16 protein-coding genes are annotated in these 22,918 nt (G+C 62.0%); 2 read left to right on the top strand and 14 right to left on the bottom strand.

Features of this window, described 5'->3' with window-relative positions:
• Positions 1 to 116: 116 nt before the first annotated feature.
• Complete coding sequence (locus HX807_RS27495) at positions 117 to 341, top strand: YgdI/YgdR family lipoprotein (RefSeq protein WP_003217100.1); 225 nt, start codon at positions 117 to 119, stop codon at positions 339 to 341.
• 187 nt (positions 342 to 528) lie between these two features.
• Here the strand turns inward: HX807_RS27495 and HX807_RS27490 are convergent, their stop codons facing one another.
• From HX807_RS27490 to HX807_RS27445, 10 genes are all read right to left on the bottom strand, one after another.
• The gene (locus HX807_RS27490; RefSeq protein WP_008433771.1) at positions 529 to 1,959 is read right to left on the bottom strand and encodes a lipase; all 1,431 of its coding nucleotides are present in this window, start codon (positions 1,957 to 1,959) and stop codon (positions 529 to 531) included.
• 179 nt (positions 1,960 to 2,138) lie between these two features.
• Positions 2,139 to 5,249, bottom strand: a complete 3,111-nt coding sequence (locus HX807_RS27485; protein WP_177051692.1) for an autotransporter serine protease — start codon at positions 5,247 to 5,249, stop codon at positions 2,139 to 2,141.
• Between the two features lie 184 nt (positions 5,250 to 5,433).
• Positions 5,434 to 8,391: an autotransporter serine protease gene (locus HX807_RS27480; protein WP_177051683.1), complete on the bottom strand. Its 2,958-nt coding sequence runs from the start codon at positions 8,389 to 8,391 to the stop codon at positions 5,434 to 5,436.
• 251 nt (positions 8,392 to 8,642) lie between these two features.
• Entirely contained in the window at positions 8,643 to 9,980 is a 1,338-nt protein-coding gene (locus tag HX807_RS27475) for a TolC family outer membrane protein (protein ID WP_177051680.1), read from the bottom strand.
• A 2-nt stretch (positions 9,981 to 9,982) separates the two neighbouring features.
• Positions 9,983 to 11,317, bottom strand: coding sequence for an HlyD family type I secretion periplasmic adaptor subunit (locus HX807_RS27470; RefSeq protein WP_177051679.1), 1,335 nt, complete (start codon positions 11,315 to 11,317; stop codon positions 9,983 to 9,985).
• Positions 11,314 to 13,065 carry a type I secretion system permease/ATPase gene (locus HX807_RS27465; RefSeq protein ID WP_177051677.1) on the bottom strand — a complete coding sequence of 584 codons (1,752 nt, stop codon included), beginning with the start codon at positions 13,063 to 13,065 and terminating at the stop codon, positions 11,314 to 11,316. The genes HX807_RS27470 and HX807_RS27465 overlap by 4 nt, the downstream gene beginning before the upstream one ends.
• A 104-nt stretch (positions 13,066 to 13,169) precedes the next feature.
• Entirely contained in the window at positions 13,170 to 13,538 is a 369-nt protein-coding gene (locus HX807_RS27460; RefSeq protein WP_050550305.1) for an AprI/Inh family metalloprotease inhibitor, read from the bottom strand.
• A 74-nt stretch (positions 13,539 to 13,612) separates the two neighbouring features.
• Positions 13,613 to 15,061, bottom strand: a complete 1,449-nt coding sequence (locus tag HX807_RS27455) for a serralysin family metalloprotease (protein WP_003217113.1) — start codon at positions 15,059 to 15,061, stop codon at positions 13,613 to 13,615.
• Between the two features lie 364 nt (positions 15,062 to 15,425).
• Positions 15,426 to 16,526, bottom strand: a complete 1,101-nt coding sequence (locus HX807_RS27450; RefSeq protein ID WP_177051675.1) for a P1 family peptidase — start codon at positions 16,524 to 16,526, stop codon at positions 15,426 to 15,428.
• Positions 16,527 to 16,535: 9 nt separating this feature from the next.
• Positions 16,536 to 17,900, bottom strand: coding sequence for an APC family permease (locus tag HX807_RS27445; protein WP_003217116.1), 1,365 nt, complete (start codon positions 17,898 to 17,900; stop codon positions 16,536 to 16,538).
• Positions 17,901 to 18,097: 197 nt separating this feature from the next.
• Here HX807_RS27445 and HX807_RS27440 point away from each other — a divergent pair, with 197 nt between their 5' ends.
• The gene (locus HX807_RS27440; protein ID WP_008433783.1) at positions 18,098 to 18,892 is read left to right on the top strand and encodes a helix-turn-helix transcriptional regulator; all 795 of its coding nucleotides are present in this window, start codon (positions 18,098 to 18,100) and stop codon (positions 18,890 to 18,892) included.
• A 104-nt stretch (positions 18,893 to 18,996) separates the two neighbouring features.
• Here HX807_RS27440 and HX807_RS27435 read toward each other — a convergent pair whose 3' ends face one another.
• Genes HX807_RS27435 through HX807_RS27420 form a run of 4 tightly spaced genes read right to left on the bottom strand, consistent with a single transcriptional unit; the run spans position 18,997 to position 22,777 of the window.
• Positions 18,997 to 20,076, bottom strand: coding sequence for a polyamine ABC transporter substrate-binding protein (locus tag HX807_RS27435; protein WP_003217120.1), 1,080 nt, complete (start codon positions 20,074 to 20,076; stop codon positions 18,997 to 18,999).
• Between the two features lie 60 nt (positions 20,077 to 20,136).
• Positions 20,137 to 20,478 (bottom strand): cupin domain-containing protein, encoded by a 342-nt coding sequence (locus tag HX807_RS27430; RefSeq protein ID WP_003217122.1) that lies wholly within the window; start codon positions 20,476 to 20,478, stop codon positions 20,137 to 20,139.
• 27 nt (positions 20,479 to 20,505) lie between these two features.
• Positions 20,506 to 21,912: an FAD-binding oxidoreductase gene (locus tag HX807_RS27425; protein WP_003217124.1), complete on the bottom strand. Its 1,407-nt coding sequence runs from the start codon at positions 21,910 to 21,912 to the stop codon at positions 20,506 to 20,508.
• Between the two features lie 49 nt (positions 21,913 to 21,961).
• Positions 21,962 to 22,777 (bottom strand): AraC family transcriptional regulator, encoded by an 816-nt coding sequence (locus HX807_RS27420; RefSeq protein WP_003217127.1) that lies wholly within the window; start codon positions 22,775 to 22,777, stop codon positions 21,962 to 21,964.
• Positions 22,778 to 22,918: the final 141 nt, after the last annotated feature.

Raw genomic sequence — 22,918 nt, 5'->3', positions numbered from 1 at the left:
GATCAAAGGCACACGCAACTTTTTGCGTAATAATGATCAGATGGCTGTCAGCCACATTAAATGAGTCTCCCCCGACCGCTCAGGTGCGGGGTTTTCGAAGGATCAGGGTAAGGGTTATGAGCATGAAGAATTTGGGTCTGGCGGTGGGTATGTTGACGTTGCTGGTATTGGCCGGTTGCTCCACGCAGACGGTGGTGACGTTGCAGAACGGCACTCAATACCTGACCAAGGACGTGCCCAACGCGAAAACCGCCGATGGCTTCTACGAATTCACCGATATCGCCGGCAAGCATATTCGCGTCAAGGCCGATGACGTCGCGACCGTGATGAAGGAGAAATAAAAGTGGGAGCCCGTCGGCTCCCACTTTTCTTTGCCATGATCGTTCCCACGTTCTACGTGGGAATGCATCCCGTGACGCTCCGCGTCACCACTGCGCAAGACATGAACCGTGGGTTGGCCGTTGGACGCAGAGCGTCCGGGGCGGCGTTCCCACGCAGAGCGTGGGAACGATCAATCCGTGGCGCTACTTAGCCGATGGAAACCCCATCGCCCCAAACCCCGGCGAGCCCAACGCCAACCAGCGTCACCGAGTCAGCGCCAAAGCTCAGCACGGTATCGCCCCCCACCACCTTGGCGTGGTCACGCCAGTCCGCACTGCCCTCCACGTCCCGGAACACCAGCTTGTCGGTCGGCTGATAACCAATCACCCGGTCCTGCCCAAACTGCCCGCCGAACAGAAAGGTGTTATGCCCGCTGTTGTCGCGGATCGTGTCATTGCCCTTGCCGCCCTCGATGAAATCCACACCCTTGCCACCCTGGATCAAGTCATCGCCATCACTGCCGATGATGAACGTGTTGCCCTTGTGCGGCTCGGCATTGCGGTTGAGGTCCTGCACCCAGGTATTGGCCCGGGCCGGGTCCGACAGGTTGGCCACGATAATCGTCGAGTCCCGGCTGGTCAGGTCGTAGAACTGCGAGTCCAGGACCCGCGTCATGCCATCCCCATACCCGGTGGGCAAATGAGAAAGCCAGGTGGGGACATTGACGATGGAAAACGGCAGGACATTCCACAGCGTCGACGCGTAGTGATCGTTGAAGCTGACGATATTGTCCGTGGTCGACTCATGGGGCTTGTCGTGCACGCCCAGTGACGAGAAGTTGAACGACGAGCCGTCCAGCGCGCGAAACACCGGGTCGTTTTCATAACCGATGTTCAGCACCTTGTCGCCGGCACTCTGGGTTGGCGAGGCATAAGCCACATAGTTGGAGTCCTTGTAGAACCCCGACCATTTATTGCCGCTCAGGTCGGCCATGCTGTTGACCGCCAGGCCACCCAGGCTATGACCGCTGACCACCACGTCCTTGCCCGTCAGGCCATGACTGCCGGCATACGCCGCGACATCCTTGAGCAAGGTGCCAAAGGCTTCGCCGGCGTAGTTTTTCGCGTAGTCCTTGGGCCCCAGCGCCGCCAGCAGGTCACTGACCAAATCGCCGATGGAGTCGCTGATCAAGGTTTCCCGAGGCCCCGAAGTCCCGCGAAAACCAATGCCGATTTCCAGCAGCTTGCCGTCGCCATCGTACTTGCCCAGCACTTCCACCTGCGCGGTGGTGTAGCCGGGCTTTTCACCGAAGAACGTGCCCCGGGCGTCCACCTTGCCGCCGTAGCCCAGGGTACTGGCGCTGATGGGCGTCCAGCCGGCCTTGTTGACCGCCTCGAGGGCGGCTTTTTCCGAATCCGGGTTCCAGGGAATGCCCGGAATCACCCCCTGTGAATCGGTGCTGCCCAGCAGCGCCCCCACCAGAGTGGCGGGCAGCCCCAGGCCAAAACCGTTGTGCTGGTAACCCACGGCAAAGCCGTTGTCCAGATTGTGATAGGAGTACAGCGTGATCGCCATGGCATCGGCGAACAACGCTTTGGAGCCCTCGGTGCCGAGGTTTTTATAGTCGAAAACACCCATGGTATTGCCTCTCTTTTGTTGGAATTGTCGAGAAAGCCGAATCTGCACAAATGGACGATTGGAACCGGATCAATGTGGGAGCGGGCTTGCTCGCGAAGGCGGTGTGCCAGTCGGTGGATGGGTTGACTGATCCACCACTTTCGCGAGCAAGCCCGCTCCCACATTTCGAACCGCAGTGTTTAGAAAGCCCAGTCCAGGCTCAAACCCACCCCATGGACTTTCTCCTTGCTGGCCAGCAGGCCGTCGTAATCCAGATTCACCTTCGCCTCCTTGCTCAACGCCAGGCTGACCCGTGCCCCCACCAATGCCGCATCACGCACCATCGACGAACTCTCCACAGTGAACGAAGGGCCGCCCGAGGCAAACGCCAGGTGCCGCTCGGAATCGACGCTGCTCAGGTTGTGCTGCCAACCCAGGGTGCCGGAAAGCTCCAGTTGCTGATGGTCATTGATATTCAAGGTTTTCAGCGCTCGAGCACCCAGGGTACTCAACACCACGTCGCGGCTGTCATCCCGGCCCTTCAAGGCCGCCGCATCACCCTTCTCGGTAAACCCATCGGCATCCAGATGCACGTACGCCAGGTTGGCGAACGGTTCCAGGGCCAGGGGTTGCAGGTTCAGGCGATACGCCGCTTCGGTAAACACCTGGGTACTGCGGGCATCCACCTTGGCTTTCTGCTTGCCGGCGACTTCACCGTATTGCAGCTCGCGCTTCACATCGGCGCGGTGCCAGCTGTAGGTCGCACCACCGCTCAAGCGCAAGGCACCGATTTCATGCCCGGCATACGCACCCAGGTGATAGCTGTCCACCGATGCCCGGGAATGGGTGTCGCTGCCCATGTTCAGCGATGTATCGCTGTACCCCGCCACCAGGCCTACACGGGTGTCTTCATCCAGCGCGCCGTCCACACCCGCCAGCATGCCGCCGATGGAGGTGGTGTAGCCCGCCGTATCGCTGCCGCTGTTGGTCTTGCCCCAGGCGCCCAACGCCTTGACCCAGACGTTGCCACGGCTGTCGACGGTCTGGCTCGATGCGCCCATCGCCCCTTGCTGCAAGCGCTCGCCCACGGCTTCGCGCAGGTAGCGGTTGTCATTCACCAACGCGGTTTCCAGCGCCGGGTAGATCTCCCCGGACAGCTGCTGGAATGCACCCTGGGCCGAAGCCGCATTCGGCGCCAGCAACAGGCTTTCGTACACGGCGTTGCCCGCGCCCAACTGCTCGGCAGCAGCGGCCACCGAACGTTGGTTCGGGGTGGCGGCCACACTGGCAAAGGTGTTGGCATTGCGCCCCACATCCAGCTGCACGCCGTTGGCGGCGTAGTTCAGGGTGCCGCCGATAAACAGATAGTTGGGCAGCACCGAACCGAAGCTGCCGGTAATCCCGCCCGCAGCCTGCAGGATGTTGTACTGGCGACCGATCAGGCTTTCGGCCTGGGTCTGGGTCAGCAGCGTCGGGCTGTTTTCCAGGGCCAGGGTCACCGTGCCGCCGCTGAGGGTGGCCTTGCCACCGGCGACGATGCGATCACTGTTGGTGGCCGACAACTCCACCGCATAGGTAGAGCCCGCCGCGAAGTTCACATCCCCGGCCACGTTCAGGGTGCCGATGGAGTTGCCCGGCGCCACGGTACCGCCGCTGTTCGCTGTCAGCGAACCAATGCGCCCGGAACCGCCCACTACGCCGCTGCTGCTGACGGTAACGTCGGAGGTGATCGAGCCATTGATCGCCAGCAACCCTTGGTTGACCAGGGTCGGGCCGCTGTAGGTGTTGGTGCCGGTCAGTACCAGCGCGCCAATGCCCTGCTTGGTCAGGCCGCCATGCCCGGAGATATCGTTGCTCCACACATCCAGCCCGCAATGCACATCGGTGCACGTGCGCTGGGTCGGTTTGCCGGCATCCACCACGGCGCCAATCCCTGGCAGGTCCGCAACAAACTGGCCGGAGCCGTAGGCGCCGTCGATACGAAACTCCGCCGGGATATCCTCGGCCGTCACAAACATCCCCGGGCCGTTGATGGCCTTGCCCAGGTTGATCATGCCCCAACCGTACAGGGAGTCGATGCCCGGTGCGCCGAGGTCGGTCGCGGTGGTTTTCAGCAGCGTGGAGATCTGGTCGCCGCTCATGTACGGGAAGCGCTCCATCAACACCGCTGCACTGCCGGCCACATGCGGCGCGGCCATGGAGGTGCCGTTGAAATTGGCGTAGTCGGTGGTCAGGTTTTCCAGGGAGGTGCCGTTGATCACCGAACTGTAGATCTTGGTGCCGGGGGCCGCGACGCAGAAGCTGGCGGCATACCCGCAGCGCGAGGAAAACGTACTGATCACGTAAGGATCGGAACTGGCGGTGTCGGGATTCTGTTGCAAGGCCGCCACCGACAGCCAGTTGGGTGCAATCTCCGGCACGAAGTACGCCAGGCCCGAGATCGCATCCGGGTTGTTGCGGTTGTAGTCGTTGCCGGCGGCAAAGATCGTCAGCACGCCGCTGCGGGCCGCATCAATGGCGCCCTGATAAGCGCCACCTGCGATCGTCCCAAGGATCGGCCGAATGTTATTGAACTGCGCCTGGGCTTCATTGACCGTGAAGTTGGGGAATGCCGGATCTCGGCCGCCCTTGGCGTACTGGTCACCGATGCCGATGCCCCAGCTGTTGTTGATAATGCGCGCGCCGCTGGCCACCAGCGCGTCCCAACCGGCTTTGTAGACCGCACCGTCGTTGCCCAGGATGATCCCGTCTTCGGGGCCCGGGTCACCGTTTTCGGCGCTGATGATCTGCGCATCGAACGCCACGCCGTGCATTGGCCCGCCGTCGCGGTTACCCGCAGCGATCCCGCCTACGTGGGTGCCGTGATTGCCGAGCTTGCCGTTGGAACCCAGGGAAGGCGTGCCGTCGTAGCGAAACGCGTCCCCGGCCTTCACCGGGATGTACGGGTCGGTGTATTGGCGAATGCCTTCGGTCACGAGCGTGACCACTTTGCCGGGGCTGGCGAATTCCGGATGCTGGGCATACACCGGCTGGTCGAAGATCCCCAGCTTCACGCCCTTGCCGGTGTAGCCGGCGGCGTAGGCGGCGTCTGCATGCACGGCGCCCAGGCCCCAATCGGCCTTGAATTCATTACTGCGCCAGCTGGCAGCGTCCCCCGGTTTGCCGGTTTCCACGTAGGGTGCGGCCTGGGCGGTACCCAGGCTGGCCAGGCAACACAGCAACGCGCCGTATGGCACGCAGCTCAGGGCCTTGAGCGGGTAGCCCGGGCCTGTTGGGATGGCGGATTGAAACCCTCGTTTTGTTTTTTTCACGGTGACCTTCCTTAGTTTTTATTGCACTTGTATAAATCACGTTTCTCCCAAGCGTCGCCGACCCCATGTGGGAGCGGGCTTGCTCGCGAATGCGGTGGCTCAGTTACAGGTGCGTCGACTGACACACCGCATTCGCGAGCAAGCCCGCTCCCACAGTTGACCTCTTTCGACCTCAGGATCTTGCTCAGAACTGCCAGTTCAGGCTCAACCCCACGCCCTGGATTTTTTCCCGGCCAGCCAATTGGCCGGTGTAGTCGAGGTTGACCCGTGTGCTTTTGCTCAACGCCAGGCTCGCCTGCACGCCCACCAATGCCGCGTCGCGCATCAACGGCGAGCTTTGCACCGCAAACGACGGCCCTCCGGCGACAAACGCCAGGTGCTCTTCGGATTCAACGGCACTCAGGCTGTGCTGCCAGCCCAGCGAGCCGGAAACGTCCAGTTGCTGGCGGTCATTGAGGGGGAAGGTTTTTGCCGCCCGCAGGCCCAGGGTGCTCAGCACCGCATCGCGGCTGTCACTGCCACGCTCCAGCGCGGCGGCGTCGCCTTTCTCGTGAAAGCGTTCGTTGTCCAGATGCACGTAAGCCAGATTGGCGAACGGCTCCAGCGCCACCGAGGACACGTTCAAACGGTAGGCCGCTTCGGTAAATACCTGGGCGCTGCGCGCATCCAGCTTGGTCTTCTGCTTGCCGCTGACTTCGCCGTACTGCAAGTCGCGTTTCACGTCGCCGCGATGCCAGCTGTAGGCACCGCCGACGCTCAAGCGCCAATTGCCCAGCTCATGCCCGGCGTAGGCGCCGAGGTGGTAGCTGTCGATGGACGCCGATGAATGCGTGCCGCTGCCCATGTTCAGCGAGCTGTCGCTGTAACCGGCCACGAGACCGGCACGGGTCTGCTCGTCCAGCGCGCCGTCGACACCGGCCAGCATGCCGCCCAGTGAGCTGGTGTAGCCTGCCGTGTCGCTGCGGCTGTCGGTCTTGCCCCAACTGCCGAGCGCCTTGACCCACACGTTGCTCTCACCGGTAACCGGCGTATGGCGCAGGCGCTCGCTAACGGCATCGCGTACCTGGCGGCTGTCATTGATCAGCATTGTGCCGATGGCCGGGTAGATTTCTCCCGACAGCTGCTGGAAACCCGACTGCGCCGTGGCTGCCGAGTCTGACCGCAGGATGCTTTCGTACACCGGATTACCGGCGCCCAACTGCTCGGCGGCCGCGGCCACCGAACGCTGGTTACGAGTGGCACCGACACTGGCGAAACTCGCATCACTGCGGGCAATGCCCAGTTGCACACCGTTGGCGGCATAGTCGAGGGTGCCGCCGAGGAACAGGTAGTTGGGCAACACGGCACCGAACTGGCCCTGGATCCCGCCAGCCGCCTGGAGGATGTTGTACTGGCGCCCCACCAGCCTTTCCGCCTGTTGCAGGCTGAGCAGGGTCGGGCTGTTTTCCAGGGCCAGGGTCACGGTGCCGCCGCCGAGGATTGCCTTGCCCGTGGCGACAATCCGGTCGCTGGTGGTGGGGGTGAGTTCGACCGCATAGGTGGAGCCGGCGGCGAGGTTTACATCCCCGGCCACCTGCAAGGTGCCCACGGAATTGCCCGGCGCCACGGTGCCGCCGCTATTGACCTGTAACGCCGCGATGCGACCGGAGCCGCCCAACGTGCCGCTGTCATTGACCGTCACCGCGGACGTCAGCGAGCCATTCACCGCCAACCGGCCGCCATTCACGGTGGTCGGGCCACGGTAGGTGTTGTCGCCCGCCAGGATCAGGCTGCCCGCACCGGATTTGGTCAGGCTGCCTTCGTAGATACGCTGGGCCGCGGCTGCCGCACGGGCAGTGCCAACGGCATAGTCCGTCTGGTCCTGCTGACTCGCGCCGGCGCCCACGCCGTTCTCCCAGCCCTTATCGCGCAGGGTTTGCTGCCAGGCCAGGGTTTCGGCGCTGTCTTCGGCCTGACGCTGGATCAGCGCCTTGTCGGAGATCGCATTGCTCCACACATCGCCCTGCCCGGCCGCCAACGTGACATTCATCGGCCCGAGCAATTGCCCGGGCCCGTGCATTGCTCGGCCAAGATCCGGCACGCCCCAGCCGACCTGAGTGGTCGGTGCATCGGTGACCGCGCCATTGAGCTGGGTGGCCGTGGTCAACAGCACCTGCAAGGCCTGTTCGTTGTTCAGGTATGGATAGCGTTCCATCACCAGCGCCAGTGCGCCGGTGGCATGAGGCGCCGACATCGAGGTGCCGGATTTCACCCCATAACCGCCATCGGGAATGGTGCTGTTGATCAACGCCCCGGGGGTGGAAATGCACCAGTACTTGGCGATGCCGCACTGGTTGTATTTCTGGTTGTTCGCCTTGTCCAGGCCCGATACCGCCAGCCAGTGGCCTTCCAGCTCCGGCTGGAAATAAGGCAAGGCCGAACGCACGCTGGCGTTGGCGTAGCCGCTGTTGCCGGCACTGAACACGTTGATCACCCCGGCTTTGGCCACATCGGCCGCGGCATCCAGCCAGGTGTTCCGGTTGTAGTGCTGGGCATAGGCAGCGTGCAGGTCGCCAATGGTCTGGTAGCTGACATCCTTGGGTTGGCTGCCCCAACTGTTATTGATCGCGCGCACGCCGGAATCCACCAGCGCGCTGTACACCGCCTTGAAGTACTTGGGGTCTGGCGAGGGGCCGAACAGGAAGCTGTCGCTGGCGTTGGTGTTGCCGACGTAGATCTGCGCGTTGTACGCCACGCCGTGCATGCCCACGCCATCGCGGGCCGCGCCCATGGTGCCGGTGACGTGGGTGCCGTGGGAGTCATTGTTTGGGTTGAGCGCGCCGGTGGTCGTGAAGGGACTGCCGTCGACATAGGTGCCACTGGCGGTGACCGCGTGATAGCGGTCTTTTGAGGCTTCGGGATGGTTGGGGTCGAAACCCGAGTCCAGGGCGCCGATCTTCACGCCACTGCCGGTGATGCCGCTCGCATAGGCCTCGTTGGCTTTCATCCGCTCCAGGCCCCAGTCGCTCTGGAACTCGGCGGAACGCCAACTGCCGGGGTCGCCGACTTTGCCGGCTTCGATGTACTGCCCGTGGGCCGCCACTGACAGCAGCAGCAAGGAGCCTGCGGTGAAGGGTTTGAAGCGAGGTGAACCAGTGATCATGAAGAGTCCCTTTTCTTATTGTTGAAATACCTGTGGCGAGGGAGCTTGCTCCCGCTGGAGTGCGCAGCGCTCCCAAGATCTTGGGGCCGCTACGCAGCCCAGCGAGAGCAAGCTCCCTCGCCACAACAAGCGCCCTTGCCACAGAAAACTCCCTTGCCACAACAAGCTCCCTTGCCACAGAAAGCTCCCTTGCCAAAACAAGCGCCCTCGCCACCAAAGCTCCCTTGCACCAAGTGCTACTCGTCCAGGCATCAGCGGCTCTCAGGACCAAACGCCTCGTCCACCTTGGCCAGGTCGGTGTCACGCAAGTTGCCCGCGTAGTAATGCAATTTGGTCCAGGCCATCAGGTAGTCGTACCGTGCCTGGGCCAGGTCGCGACGGGTGCTGTACAGCTGCTGCTCGGCGTTCAGCGCATCGAGGTTGACCCGCTCGCCGCCGAGGATGCTTTGCTTGGTCGAGACCACCAGCGCTTCAGCCGAGGTCAGCGCCTTTTGATACGCCCGCAACTTGCTGACGCCCGACAGGCAAGCACTGAACTGGCGCCGCAGTTCGATCAGGGTTTCGCGGGTCTTGCCTTCCAGTTCGTACTCGGCCTGCTCCATGGCGCGGCTGGCCTGGCGGGTGGAAGCCGAGACGCCGCCACCGGCATACAACGGCATGCTGACTTCGATGCCGATGGTGTTGGTGTCGTAGCGCTGGTTGTAGGTGTTGCCGCTGTCGGATTCCTGCTGGCGCGAGCTGGCATACGCCGTGATGCGTGGCAGGTGCCCCGAACGGTTGCGCTCCACTTCATAACGCGCCACTTCCACGGACTGGCGTTGCGAGGCCAGGTTGGGGTTGTTGGTCAGCGCCAGTTCGTGCCAGGTGTCGTAATTGGCCGGGGTCAGGGTGAAGGCGGCAAACTTCGGGTTCAGCGGCGCCAGGTCGTTGATGTTGACGCTCTGCACGCCAATCAGCGCCCCGAGTTCGCGCAGCGAGGCGTCCTGTTCATCCAGCGCCTGGATTTCCTCGGCAGTCGCCAGCTCATAACGCGACTCGGCTTCCAGGATGTCGGTGCGGGTGCCCTCACCCTGCTGGAACAGATGCTGGTTCTGCTGGAACTGCTGCTCGTAGGCCTTTTTCTTGGCGCGGGCAATGTCGATCTGGTCCTGGGCAAACAACGCCTGGGTGTAATAGGTCAGCACCCGCACCAGCAGCGCCTGGCTCTTGTCGCGGAAGCTCTCGTCGGCAAACAGTGCCTGGGCCACGCCCTTGCGGTAGTTGGCATAGGCTTCGTAGTCGAACAGCGGCTGTTGCAGGGTGAACGTGGAGCCATAGCTGTTGTAGTTGCGGTCATCGTGATAATTGCCGCCGCGCCCGTCGGGCAACGTGGCCTGGGAGTTGTTGCGGCCCTTGTTGTAGTTGTACGAGAGCTTGGGCAGCAGGCCGGCGCGGCCGATGGTGCGGTTTTCCAGGCCGGCGTCGCGTTCCTTGATGGCGCCGAGGAATACCGGGTCGTTGCGCAGGGCCTGTTCGTAGACATCGAACGGGCCCATGGCGGCCTGGGCGCTGCCGCAGGCGAGCAGCAAGGCGATGAACATCGGCTTCATGCTCATTCCTCGGTCAATGCCGAGCCGGCGCGGTCCAGCAGCGGCTTGAACAGGTAATTGAGCAAGGAGCGCTCGCCGGTGCGGATGAACATCTCGGCGGGCATCCCCGGCTTGATCACCAGGCCATGGAGTTTCTCCAGGGCGCTGCTGCTGACGGTGGTGCGCAGCACGTAGTAAGGCATGCCGGTTTTTTCGTCGAGCATCTGGTCGGCGGAGATCAGGCTCACCTCCCCCGGCACCCGCGGCGTGCGGCTCTGATTGAAGGCGGTGAAGAGAATGTCCACCGGCAAGTCCGCACCGACCTTGTCCACCAGGTGCACTGGCAGGCGCCCTTCGACTTCCAGGCGGGTGTCCTGGGGCACGATTTCCAGCAGGGTTTCACCGGCACGCACCACGGCGCCTTCGGTGTGCACGCCCAGGTTGACCGCGATGCCATCGGCGGGCGCGTTGATCTCGCTGTGCTGCAGGTCGAAACCGGCGGAGGTCAATTGTTGCTCCAGGGTCAGGCTGCGCAACTGCGCGTCGGCCAGTTGGCTGCGCACTTCCTTCTGGTACTCCTCGCTGTGCTGCTGCAACTTGAGGCGCGATTCGAGGATGCCCTGCTCCACCCGCCCGCTTTCGCCGGTGTTCTGCGCCAGGTCCTGTTGCACCTGGGATAACTGACGCTGGTACTCCATCAGCCGGTTGCGCGGGATGTAGCCGTTGTCGGCCAGTGGTTGCAGGTTGTTCAACTGGTCACGCAGGGATTGCGCCTGGGCGGTCAGGTCACTGCGGGCGCGGCGCATGCCGTTCAGTTGCGCGGTGGCGCCTTCGATACTGGCGCGAATCCCGGCCTGTTCCCGGGCAAAGGCTTCGCGGCGGCTGCTGAACAGTTGACGCTGGCCTTCGAGAACCAATGCCAGGGCTTGATCCGGGTTGCCGCTCAATTGCGCCGGAAAGGTGACCGTCGACTGGTTGTCCCGCTCGCTCTGCCACCGCGCCACGCTGGCCCACGCCATGCGGTACTGGGCTTGCAGCGAGTGCACGTCGGCCTGGTTCTGCGTCTGGTCGAGACGGAACAGCGGCTGGCCCTGTTTCACCGCTTCGCCTTCACGCACCAGGATCCGGCTGACCACGCCGGGGCTCAGGGTTTGTACCGCCTTGCGCTTGCCCGATACCACCACCGTGCCTTGTACCGGGATCCCCTGGTCCAGCGGCGCCAGGCTGGCCCAGAGGAAAAACCCGCCGGCGCCGACCACCGTCAGCAGCCAGCCCATGCGGGCGAAGAAACGCGCGTCGTGCTCGGGGTGGGTCTGTTCGTAATCGCGGTTGATTTGAATGCTGCTGTCGCTGCTCATGCGCCTGGATTCCTTCCGGCTTGATACTGACGGCTGAGACTGACCCCGGCCTTTTCTCGTGGTGCTTCCTGCTGGCCGGACAGTGCGCGCAGCACGTCCTGGCTCGGACCAAATGCCTGCAAACGACCTTCGTTCAGCACCAGCAGCTTGTCGGCCTGGGCCAACGCCGAGGAACGGTGAGTCACCAGCACCACCGTGCTGCCCTGGGCTTTCATCTGCATGATCGCGCTGGCCAGGGCGGCTTCACCCACGGTGTCGAGGTTGGAGTTGGGCTCGTCGAGCACGATCAGGCGTGGCCCGCCGTACAGCGCGCGGGCCAGGGCGACCCGTTGTTTCTGCCCACCGGACAGGCCGCTGCCCTCGTCACCGAGCACGGTGTCGTAGCCGTGGGGCAAGCGCAGGATCAATTCGTGCACACCTGCCTGTTGGGCGGCCTGCACCACCCGCTCCGGGTCGGCTTCGCGAAAGCGTGCGATGTTGTCGGCGATGCTGCCGCTGAACAGTTCGATGTCCTGGGGCAGATAACCGATATGCGGGCCGAGGTCGTCGCGGTCCCAGCGATGAATGTCGGCTCCGTCCAGGCGCACGGTGCCTGCCAGGGTTGGCCACACGCCTACCAGTACGCGGGCCAACGTCGATTTGCCGGAGCCGGAAGCACCCAGCACGCCGAGCACTTCGCCCGCAGTCAGGTTGAAGCTGACTTGATGCAAGGTCGGCACACGTCGCCCCGGCGGGCCTGCGCTGACTTGCTCGAAACTCACATTGCCCTTGGGCGCCGGCAAGGCCATCTGCTCGCCCTGGGGCGGAAACTCGCGCATCAGGTTGTCGAGGCGCTGGTAGGCCAGCTTGGCCGAACTCCATTGCTTCCACACGGCGATCAACTGGTCGATGGGGCTCAACACCCGGCCCATCAAAATGGAGCCTGCGATCATCATCCCGGCGGTCATGTCGCCCTTGATCACCAATAGCGCACCCAGGCCCAGCACCAACGATTGCAGGCACAGGCGCAGGGATTTACTCAGGGAACTGATGATCGAGCCGGTGTCGCTGGCCTTGTTCTGCAGGCCCAGGAACTGCGAATGCACCTTGAACCAGCGATTGCGCAATGCACCGAGCATGCCCATGGCCTGGATGGTTTCGGCGTTGTGCAGGTGGCTGGTGGCCAATTGGGTGGATTGCTGGGAATAACCGCTGGCTTCACCCAGAGGCTTTTTGGTCAGGTATTCGTTAAGGCACGCCAGGGCAATCAGCAGCACGGCACCGGCACTGGCCAAGACACCCAGCCACACGTTGAACAGGAAAATCACGAACAGATAGATCGGAAACCACGGCGCGTCGAAAAACGCGAACAGCGCAGGCCCGGTGATGAATTGGCGGATGTGGGTCAGGTCCCCCAGGGATTGCCCGCCATGGCCTTCGCCCCGTTGCAGGTTGCGCTCGAAAGCGGCCTTGTAGACCCGCAGGTTGAAACGCCGCTCCAGCTGGCTGCCGATGCGAATCACGATAAAGCTGCGGATCACCTCCAGCACACCGATAAAGGCGAAGAACCCCACCACCATCAGCGTCAACATCACCAGGGTGGTTTCGTTCTGTGAAGACAGCACGCGGTCGTAGACTTGCAACATATAAATCGACGGCACCAACATCAATACGTTAATCAATGCCGTGAAACAGCCAATACTGATCAGAATACTTTTGTAGTCGCCGAGTGCCTTGAACAATGGTGCAACGGGAGTGGTCTTCGCCATGTTGCCTGATCTTCCCTGAGCCGAATGACGCGCAATAGTTTACCGAGCGCCCCAATAAGGGGCGGGCAAACATTAAAATCGGGTTATATCGTTATAACGAACTATTACGGTGCACGTTGCAATATCAATACCGCGCCGTTTTTTGCGCGACCTTCATATTCGCCTTCTTTCTGGCGATTCAAATGGGTTATGCCGGTGCCTTCGGCATTCATCAGCCAAATACCATCGGGAGTAGGCGTCCAACTAACGGGGGCTTCCCCCAGCCATTGTCCGGCGCACTCCACATCGCCCCCCAACGCGTTAGCCTGCTCAATCAAGTCCAGTGCGCACACCTGCTCTTGCTGGTGCAGCGCCCAATGCCCGGCCAACTGCGCGGAAGTAGGTAAAACCAGACTGCTTGCCATTGCTGTGGCTCCTGCCGACATAAGCAACACCTGGAAACTCCAGGCCACGGTACTGCGAAATAGCGTCATCACCTTCGCCCGTTCATGGGGTGGATGCAAGGGCAGAGGGCGGCGCGTGTGCGCCACCCTCCTTTACGCGTGTATCAGGCCACGATGTCGCTGACGGCTGCCTGGCCAACGGTGGTGACGAGGAAATCCGCCACGCCGTGCCCGGAGAAGTCCACGGCCAATGTGCCCAGGTTGGTACCCGAAGCGTAGGACAGCACCGCGTCGCCGGCATGACCGGTAAACGCGTTGACGAAGGTCAGGCCTGCACCTTTGGTGATGCCGGTGAGGTCGATCTTGTCGGAACCCGAGGTGAAGTCGAAGATCTTGTCGGCCGCACCCGGCTTGGAGTCGGAGCTGGCGCCGAACACGAAGGTGTCGTTGCCTGAGCCGCCCCACAGCTGGTCTGCACCGCCGCCGCCGAAGATGATGTCGTTGCCGGCACCGCCCTTGAGGACGTTGGCGGCTGCGTTACCGATCAGCAGGTCGTTGCCCGAACCGCCGATGGCGTTCTCCACGGTCACACCCTTGGCGATGGAAACGTTGCCCACCAGGCCGCCAACGTCGGAGAACGAGGTTTCATTGAGGTTGATCTTCTGGTTCTGGGTAAAACCGGAGAAGTCCAGGGTGTCGTTGCCGCCACCGTCCCATACCGAGAACACCAGCTTGTCGGCCGATGAAGTGGCGCTGAGGAAATCACGCCCGGTGTTGGAGTTGAAGCCGTAGGTGGTGTCACCGGCACGGGTGTTGTAGTTGGCGCCGTAGAGCTTCTGGATCGCGGCGATGTCGTCGATCAGCGGGCCGGACGAGTAGGCTTCTACCCCGCCTTTGCTGAAGTTCTGGTTGGTGTTGCTCTCGCTCCAGTAACTCATGACGCTGTAGCCACGCGTGTCCTGTCCATAGTCCGCGTCTTTGTACGAAGGGTTGCCGGTCCCGGCGTTGTAGTCGCCAGGGTGGTCCAGGCCCAGGGTGTGGCCGATTTCGTGGGTCAGGGTCTGCCGGCCATAGTTGTTCAGGTCCGGGGTCTTGTTCGGCGTGTAGCTGTTGTTCGTCAGGTACCAGGAAGTGCCGTCAAGGCCGCTTTCGTTGTACTTGGCGTTGGTGCCTGGCAGGTAGGCAAAGGCCGCTGCGCCGTCCTGGCCGCCGCTGTAGTTGCCGAAGGTCATGTGGAAGTCACCGCCCGAGGCTTTCTCGGTGAAGGTGACATTGGCCACATCGGCCCAGGATTGCATGGCCAGTACGGCCTGTGCTTTCTGCTGGGTGTTGAACTGGCTGAACCCGGTGATCCCATGCTTGTTCATGGTCGCGTTCGAAGCCGAAGTCAGGAAGGTGTAGGTGAGATCGATCTTGCCGTTGCCATCCACGTCCCGGTACGCGGCGTTCTCACGCAGCAGGTGGTCGGCGGCCTGGTCAACGGTGAACGACGGTTTGCCATTGACCGTGAGGTTGCCACCGCGGTCGTATTGATGGCTAAAGCTATCGATCTGGGTGTAAGCGGTACTTGCTTGAGCCGCCGACACAATAGCTTTGTCTTTTACTTTTGACATAAACGTACTTCCTTGTTTGCAAGTGGAACAGTTTTTGTCCGACCGGACCCACTCTGGCGAGTAAGTCCGATCACTCGCCCCTTTTGAAGGCGAAAGAAAACTGACACAACCTGAAATCATTCGTCCAGCGGTTTTTATCCAAGGATAAAGTTGGGCCGGTGAACAAAACCTGCAAACACTGGTAAATAGCGCGTTATTAAAATCCAGCTATTTAAATATTAAATACTCCTAAAGACATTTAGCCACGAATGGATCCAAAGTATTGACTGAGGTGCACTAAGAAAGTGTCACCGTGTCATTGTTAGTATTGAATAGCCACTATTTAAGTGTTTGTCCCGTATTACCGGGACAAGACTTAGTTTACTTACTGGCCGCGCCAGCCGGTTTGGCGCAATGCCTGCAGGAGCGTGTGGGCATCCAGCGCGGGCACCCGCACACCCTGGTCGGTGGTCATGTCTTCGCCGGCCACTATGGCATTAATGATCGCCTCTTCCACGGCCTCCGCCGCCGCGCTGAACAGCGGTGAAATGTGGTCGTTATTGACCATTTGCAGGGCTGTGCTGAGGGGCGAGCCCTTGCGCCCGTAGTCGGCCACCGGCAAATCCTGATTGCCGGTGGCGAACGCCAGGAACAGGTCCCCGCTGGAGTCCTCGGTACCGCCACCCGTGCGCGCAATCCCGATGGACGCGCGTTGTGCCAGGCGCTGGCATTGATGGGGCAGCAACGGCGCATCGGTGGCGATGATCACCACGATGGAGCCCATGCCGGGTGTGCCGCGATCGGCAAAGGGTGACGGGATGTCCATCAATTGCCGGCCTACCGGGTAACCATCCACGCGCAGTTCCTGACGCTTGCCATGGTTGGCCTGCACCAGCACACCGACGGTCCAGCCACCCTGCTCCGCCGGCAAGCGCCGTGACGCGGTACCGATGCCCCCCTTGAACTCATGGCAGATCATCCCGGTGCCGCCGCCCACGGCGCCCTCCGCCACCGGCCCGGACTCGGCGTTGGCCAGCGCCTCGCGCACATGCTCCGGGCCGACGTGCTGGCCCCAGATATCGTTGAGCAAGCCGTCGTAGGTTTCCATCACCACCGGCATGCACCAGTACACGGCGGGGTCTTCGAGGCTTTCGCGCTCCAGGGCGATCAGCGTGTCGCGCACAATCCCGATGCTGTGGGTGTTGGTGATCGCCAGCGGCGTGGTCAGCAACCCCGATTCGCTGATCCACTCAAGCCCCGTGGCGTCGCCATTGCCGTTGAGCACGTGGTAGCCGGCAAAACATGGCTGATACCGCGCGGCACCGGCCCGGGGCTGGATCGCCGTCACGCCGGTACGTACCTGTTTGCCGTCGATGCGGCTCTTGATCGTACTGTGGCCGACCCGAACCCCTGGAACGTCGGTGATGGCATTCAACTCACCGGGCGTACCCAGTCCCAAGGTGATGCCCAATTGACGTGCACGCATAACCACTCCTTACAATTTCTGAAACGCCGGACTCAACCGGCCACTGATGCAATACAGGATCACCGACAGTGCCAACAGGCCGATGATAATCATGATGTCGCGAACCGAGGCGGCAATCGCCAGGGTCACCAACAGGTAGCCGGCACCCAGCACCGCCAGCAAGGCCGGCACCGGCCACAACGGCATGCGATACGGGTGCTCGCGGTCACGCAGCAACACCCGGCTCATCAACGCGCTCAACGCCACGATCAGGTACACCAGCATGATCAGCAGCACGCTGAAAGACGTCAGGTCCGCCAGGTTGGAGCTGAAGCTGAGCAATGCCGAAGGGACCGCCAGGAACAGCGTAGCCAACCACGGGGAATCCCAGCGTGGATGAATCCGGGTGAAGAGTTTGTTGATGGTGGGTGTCCACAGCGCATCGCGGCCGCTGCTGAACACCACCCGGCCAATCTGGATGACGATGGCGACGATGGCGTTGAATACCGACAGGAAGATCCCGGCGCTGACCAGCCGCGACAGGGTTTCGTTACCGTGGCTGGTCAGCAGGTAGCCGATCGGGTCGGGGCTGCTGATCATCGCGCTGAGGGATGGCGCACCGATCAGCAAGGCGGTGATCGGCACCAGCTCGATGACCACCACCAGGCCCAGGGACCACAACACTGCCTTGTGCACGCCCCTGCCGCCGCACTTCATGTCTTCGGCCAGCAATACGGCGGGACCGTAGCCATTGAACGAGAACAGGCCGATGCCCACCGCGCCGATGACCAGCGCCCAGGGCGCCAGGTGCAGCACGCCGTTCTCGACGATTTGCGGTTGCAACAGCACGCTGACCGGCTGCACCGGGTTGCCGAAGCCGATAAACACGATCACCAGCAACGCCGCCACTTCCAGCAGCAGGCAGGTGCCGGTGATCCAGGCATTCAGCTTGATATTGAGGATGCCCAGGGCGTAGCTGCACACCACAATCACCAGGGCCACGGTTTGCGAATCGAATTGGGTGCCGAGGGCGTTATTCAGGTAAGTCGCCGCCCCGGTGGCCAGTACCGGCGGGATAAACAGCAGCATCACCAGTACCGTGAGGAACGTCGCGTAGCCGGCCATGCCGCCGAACACCCGCTTGGCATACACGTATTCGCCGCCGGCGCTGTTGTGGGCACGCCCGAGTTCGGCGTAGCAAAAGGCGAACATCAGCGCGAGCAAGGCGGCCATCACAAAGGCCAGGAACACCCCGCTGCCGGCCTGCTGGATGGCAAACGGCGCAATCACGAACACTGAACTGGCCGGGGTGACCGCCGAGACGGTGATGGCCACTACATCGAATACGCTCAGGGTGGGTTTCAGCACGCCGTCGGGCGTGGAAGGAGCACTCATATCGTTATCCTCTTGATTGTTCTTGGTTTGAGGCAGAAACGAAAAGGTGAAGCGGCGCAGGGTATGTTCCCCGCTGACTGACGGCCAACTTAAACACTCTGTGTAGATCGGCCAATTCCCCTATTGGAGTACTCCCCTTGACGCCGCCGGGCAAAAGTCGAACCCTTGCGGCCTGAATCCTTAGCGTGGAGCTGCACATGAGCCTGTTCAGGGAAGTCGGCATGCACGCGGGCCTGGGGCGTACCGTCGCACAGATCGGCACCGGGCGTTTCTGGAAGCAACTGGTGCTGTTGCTGCACCAATGCCTGCCCTTCGACAATGCCCTGGCGATCTTCTACCCCGCCGATGGCCCGCCCGAAGCGCTGGAAGAATATGACGCACAACCGAGCAGCAAACCGGCGTCGATGCTGGTTTATCTGAATGGCTTGTACCTGTTGGACCCGTTTTTCCAGGCGTGTCGCGAGGGGTATGCCAGTGGCGTGTACCGCCTTGAGGAAGTGGCGCCGGATCATTTTCGCCAGAGTGAATACTTCCTCAATTACTTCCACGACAACGTGCTGGAAGACGAGGTGCAATTCATCCTGCAATTGCCGGGTGCGGGGACGTTATCGCTGTCGTTGGGAATGCAGCGGTTGTTTACCGGCGAGGAAACGGGGTTGATGACCATGCTCGCGGCCTGGGTGTTGCCGTTGATGCAGCAGCATTGGCAGCAAAGCACCCAGCGAGTGGCCGCGCCGGCGGAAATGGCCAGCCAGATACGGGACGCGTTGAGTCATTTCGGCTGTGGCGTGTTGTCGGAACGGGAGCTGGAAATAGCGCGATTGGTGTTGCGCGGGTTTTCGTCAAAAGCCATGGCCGAACGGCTGAATATCTCGCCGGATACGGTCAAGGTTCACCGCCGGCACCTGTATGCCAAGCTGGATATCTCGTCGCAGCCGGAGCTGTTTTCGTTGTTTATCCAGTCGTTGGGGCATGACTTGGAGAATCCTTGATTCCGCGGCGTGGGAACGCCGCCCTGGACGCTCCGCATGCGCTTTTGAAGTCGTGACGCGGAGCGTCACAGGATGCATTCCCACGCGGAGCGTGGGAACGATCATCAACGCCCGGTACGAATGGTGTTCCACACCCGCGTACGAATCCGGTCGATGTTCAGTGGCATTGCTTCCAGTGCGAACAACTTGCCCATCATTTCCGGACTTGGGTACACCTTGGTGTCGCTCTTGATTGCCGGGTCCACCAGGCTGTCCGCCGCGGCATTGCCGTTGGCGTAGTGCACGTAGTTGGTGATGCTGGCCATCACTTCCGGGCGCAGCAGGTAGTTCATGAAGGCATAGCCGGCTTTTTCATCCGGGGCATCGGCGGGCATGGCGACCATGTCGAACCAGATGGCGGCGCCTTCCTTGGGAATGTTGTAGCCGATATTCACGCCATTCTTGGCTTCCTTGGCGCGGCTTTCGGCCTGGAGGATGTCGCCGGAGAAGCCGACGGCCACGCAGATGTCACCATTGGCCAGGTCGGCGGTGTATTTCGAGGAATGGAAATACGCCACGTATGGCCGCACTTTCATCAGCAGGTCCTCGGCCTTTTTGTAGTCTTCCGCCTTTTTGCTGTGGTGCGGCAGGCCCAGGTAGTTGAGGGCCGCGGGCAGCAGTTCCGGGCCGTTGTCGAGGATGGCGACGCCACACTTCTGCAGTTTTTGCATGTTCTCGGGCTTGAAGATCAGGTCCCAGGAATCCACTGGGGCGTTGTCGCCGAGTACCGCCTTGACCTTGTCGATGTTGTAGCCGATACCGGTGCTGCCCCACAGGTACGGGAAGCCGTGGGCGTTGCCCGGGTCGTTGTTTTCCAGGGCCTTGAGCAGCACCGGGTTGAGGTTCTTCCAGTTGGGCAACTGGCTCTTGTCGAGTTTCTTCAGCGCCCCGCCCTGGATCTGCCGGGCCATGAAGTGGTTGGAGGGGAACACCACGTCATAGCCGGATTTGCCGGTCATCAACTTGCCGTCGAGGGTTTCGTTGCTGTCGTACACGTCGTAGGTGAAACCGATGCCGGTTTCTTTCTGGAAGTTCCTGGTGGTGTCGGGGGCGATATAGTCCGACCAGTTGTAGATCTTCACCGTCTCGGCGGCTTGGCTGAGGGTGGCGACGAATACCAGCGGCAACAGGGCAATGGGTCTCATGGTTCGATTTCCTGGCGGTTTTAGGGCTGTTTTTATGGCAGGCGATCAAAGATCAAAGAATCAGAGGATCAATACATAGGTCTTGCGCACGGTTTCCTGGATGTCCCAGATACCGGTGCTGTTGGCCGGCAACATCAGTGCGTCGCCGGCTTCTATGTGGAGCATTTCCCCGTTGTCGGGGGTGAAGGTGCAGCGTCCCTGGATAAAGTGGCAAAACTCCTGGGCTTTGATCTGCCGGCGCCAGCGCCCGGGCGTGCATTCCCAGATGCCGGTTTCGACGCCGTCGCTACGTTCCACGCTCAAGGTCGAGGCCACCGCGACCGGTGTGCCCAGTGGCACGGCGACGGGCGAGGAGTCCGGCAAATGGGCGCTGAGTGTGTCTTTGAACTGGGTAATGCTCATGTTCATACCTGTGGTGATTGAAACGACTTAGTGCATGAAACCTTCCATGAACCCGGCAACCCCGCTGGCCAGTTTGCGGCGCCACGGGGCGGTATTGGGGTTGGCCAACACCTGGTCCTCATGCACAAAACTGCGGATGATCGCGTTGTAGCCCAGCCAGCGGCAGGGTTCCGGTTCCCAGGCCTTGAGCCCGTCCAGCCGGCCCGGATGAATCACCCATGGCTGGCGAACCAACGGCGTATCGAGCCCCAGGATCAAGTCCGCCAGGGTGCGGCCACCGAGGTTGCTGGCGCCTACGCCCTCGCCGCCGTAACCACCGGCCAGGGCGATGCCTGCCGCGTGATCGCAGAGCATGTGCGGCTTGAAGCGCCGGGACATGCCCAGGTTGCCGCCCCAGGCGTGGGTGATCCGGACTTTCTTGAGCTGCGGGAACAGTTCGCCGAACAGGTAGCGACGCAGTTCGACTTCGCTGTCGGTGAGCTCGAAGTTGTGCCGCAACTTGCCGGCAAACTGATAACCCCCGCGAGCGCCGAACACCAGGCGGTTGTCCGCCGAACGCTGGCCGTAAGTCACTTGCCGGCTGCTCTCGCCGAACGCCTGGCCACGATTCAGGCCGATCTCGTCCCAGGTGCTGGCCGGCAACGGCTCGGTGGCAACGATCAGGCTTTGCACCGGCAACTGATAGCGCCCCAGCGGAGCCAGCGTGGTGGCATACCCTTCCACCGCCGGCACCACCCAGGAGGCGCGCACCGAGGCTTTGTCCGTGCGCAGGCTGCCGGACTGCCAATGAGTGACGGGACTGTTTTCGTAGATCTTGACGCCCATCCGCTCCACCAACCGCGCCAGGCCGCGCACCAGCTTGGCCGGGTGAATCGTGGCAACGTGGGGTGCATAGATGCCGCCATAAGGCTTGGCGATACGGATCTGCTCGGCCAGTTGTTGCGGGCCAAGCCAACGGTAATCGTCGTCGGTCAGGCCCTGGCTGTGAAGTTTGGCCAGGTACGCACGCAGGGTGGCTTCCTGTTCGGGGTAGCGCGCGGCGCAATACAGCACACCACCCTTGCGGTAGTCGCAGTCAATGCCTTCGCGCTCGATCACTTGCGCGACTTCGTCGGGGATGGCGTGCAGCAGGTCGAACGAGGCCCGGCGCTGTTCCGGGGTCAGGCCGGCCAACAGGCGGTCCTCTCCCAGCAGATTGCCCATCAGCCAGCCGCCGTTACGGCCCGAGGCACCGAACCCGGCGGTTTGCGCCTCGATGATTGCGATTTTCAGCTCGGGCGCCTGGCGCTTCAGGTAATACGCGGTCCAGAGCCCGGTGTAGCCGGCGCCGATGATGGCCACGTTGACGTCCAGGTCCTGCTCCAGGGACGCGCGTGCCAGCAGCGGCTCGTCCAGCTGGTCCATCCATAAACTGATATTGCGCCATGCAGGCATGCCAAGCTCCACCACCACACTTCGATGGCAGTGATCCTAGAGCCTGGCCTCAGGGGCTGTCTTGCGCGCGTGCACGCAGGGAAATTTGTTTGACGTAGGCCTTTGGCGACTGGCCGGTGTGCTGGCGGAAGCTGCTGTAGAACGCCGACGTCGAATTGAAGCCGGCGGCAAACGCCAGTTCGTCGATGCGGATCGGCGGCGCGGCCATTTCCAGTGCAGCCAGCAAATGCTGGAGGCGTGCCTGGTTGACGTAGCGATAAAAACTTTGCCCCAGCACCTGGTTCAACAGGTAGGAAATCTGATTGCGGCTGTACCCGCACTCCTTCGCCACCCGTTGCAGGTCCAGCTCGGGGTCCAGATAGGGTTGCTGGCGCTCGAAGTACTGTTGCAGGTCGTTGGCCATGTAGCTCAGTTGCTGCGGCGACAGGCCCAGGCGGCTGACGGTCGGGCGTGTGGTCTCGCGGCGGCTGGCAGACTGCTCGTGTACCAGGGAGGCGTACTCGTTGACCCGCCAGATCAAGCCATCGCGCACGGTAATCGCTTCGCTGGTGCGAAACGACACCAGGCCCTGGCCGCCACGCAAGGTGATGCGGTATTGGATGAACGCGGTGTCGCCGTCGGCGCGGATGCGGTCGGTATGTTCGATCGCTTCGTCGGCGCCACGGGGCATGCTGGCTTGCAGGTATTCGCGCAGCTCGCCGGCACCCACCACGCGGTTCTGGAAGAAATCGTGGTACTGGATGTCCGGATGGTAGTACGACATCACTCCATCCAGGTCCCGATCCCGCCAGCACAGATGGTGACGCAGTACCAGCTTGGCCGTAGCTTGGGTTTTCTGGGAGTCATCCGGAATGATGTCTTGCATTGAGCGCTCTACGCCGGTGAAAAAAAGAGGCAGCTTGCCCAACTGCCCGTACCCGCTCAACGGCCATTTGATATTTCCGACTAATGGCCTTTCGCTTAATACCACGCAGCACGTGACCCATATCAACGTTATTGAAAACAA

This window comes from Pseudomonas sp. D8002, assembly GCF_013385695.1.
In the GTDB taxonomy this organism is placed as follows: domain Bacteria; phylum Pseudomonadota; class Gammaproteobacteria; order Pseudomonadales; family Pseudomonadaceae; genus Aquipseudomonas.
Note: the sequence above shows the minus strand (reverse complement) of the source record. Positions and strands in the feature narration are given on the sequence as shown.

Bases quoted from the DNA above. Each gene is read 5' to 3' on its own strand.
- HX807_RS27495 (WP_003217100.1), top strand. From the start codon at position 117: ATGAGCATGAAGAATTTGGGTCTGGCGGTGGGTATGTTGACGTTGCTG.
- HX807_RS27425 (WP_003217124.1), bottom strand. From the start codon at position 21,912: ATGCCTGCATGGCGCAATATCAGTTTATGGATGGACCAGCTGGACGAG.
- HX807_RS27475 (WP_177051680.1), bottom strand. From the start codon at position 9,980: ATGAAGCCGATGTTCATCGCCTTGCTGCTCGCCTGCGGCAGCGCCCAG.
- HX807_RS27420 (WP_003217127.1), bottom strand. From the start codon at position 22,777: ATGCAAGACATCATTCCGGATGACTCCCAGAAAACCCAAGCTACGGCC.
- HX807_RS27455 (WP_003217113.1), bottom strand. From the start codon at position 15,061: ATGTCAAAAGTAAAAGACAAAGCTATTGTGTCGGCGGCTCAAGCAAGT.
- HX807_RS27465 (WP_177051677.1), bottom strand. From the start codon at position 13,065: ATGGCGAAGACCACTCCCGTTGCACCATTGTTCAAGGCACTCGGCGAC.
- HX807_RS27435 (WP_003217120.1), bottom strand. From the start codon at position 20,076: ATGAGACCCATTGCCCTGTTGCCGCTGGTATTCGTCGCCACCCTCAGC.
- HX807_RS27445 (WP_003217116.1), bottom strand. From the start codon at position 17,900: ATGAGTGCTCCTTCCACGCCCGACGGCGTGCTGAAACCCACCCTGAGC.
- HX807_RS27430 (WP_003217122.1), bottom strand. From the start codon at position 20,478: ATGAGCATTACCCAGTTCAAAGACACACTCAGCGCCCATTTGCCGGAC.
- HX807_RS27440 (WP_008433783.1), top strand. From the start codon at position 18,098: ATGAGCCTGTTCAGGGAAGTCGGCATGCACGCGGGCCTGGGGCGTACC.
- HX807_RS27470 (WP_177051679.1), bottom strand. From the start codon at position 11,317: ATGAGCAGCGACAGCAGCATTCAAATCAACCGCGATTACGAACAGACC.
- HX807_RS27490 (WP_008433771.1), bottom strand. From the start codon at position 1,959: ATGGGTGTTTTCGACTATAAAAACCTCGGCACCGAGGGCTCCAAAGCG.
- HX807_RS27480 (WP_177051683.1), bottom strand. From the start codon at position 8,391: ATGATCACTGGTTCACCTCGCTTCAAACCCTTCACCGCAGGCTCCTTG.
- HX807_RS27450 (WP_177051675.1), bottom strand. From the start codon at position 16,526: ATGCGTGCACGTCAATTGGGCATCACCTTGGGACTGGGTACGCCCGGT.
- HX807_RS27460 (WP_050550305.1), bottom strand. From the start codon at position 13,538: ATGACGCTATTTCGCAGTACCGTGGCCTGGAGTTTCCAGGTGTTGCTT.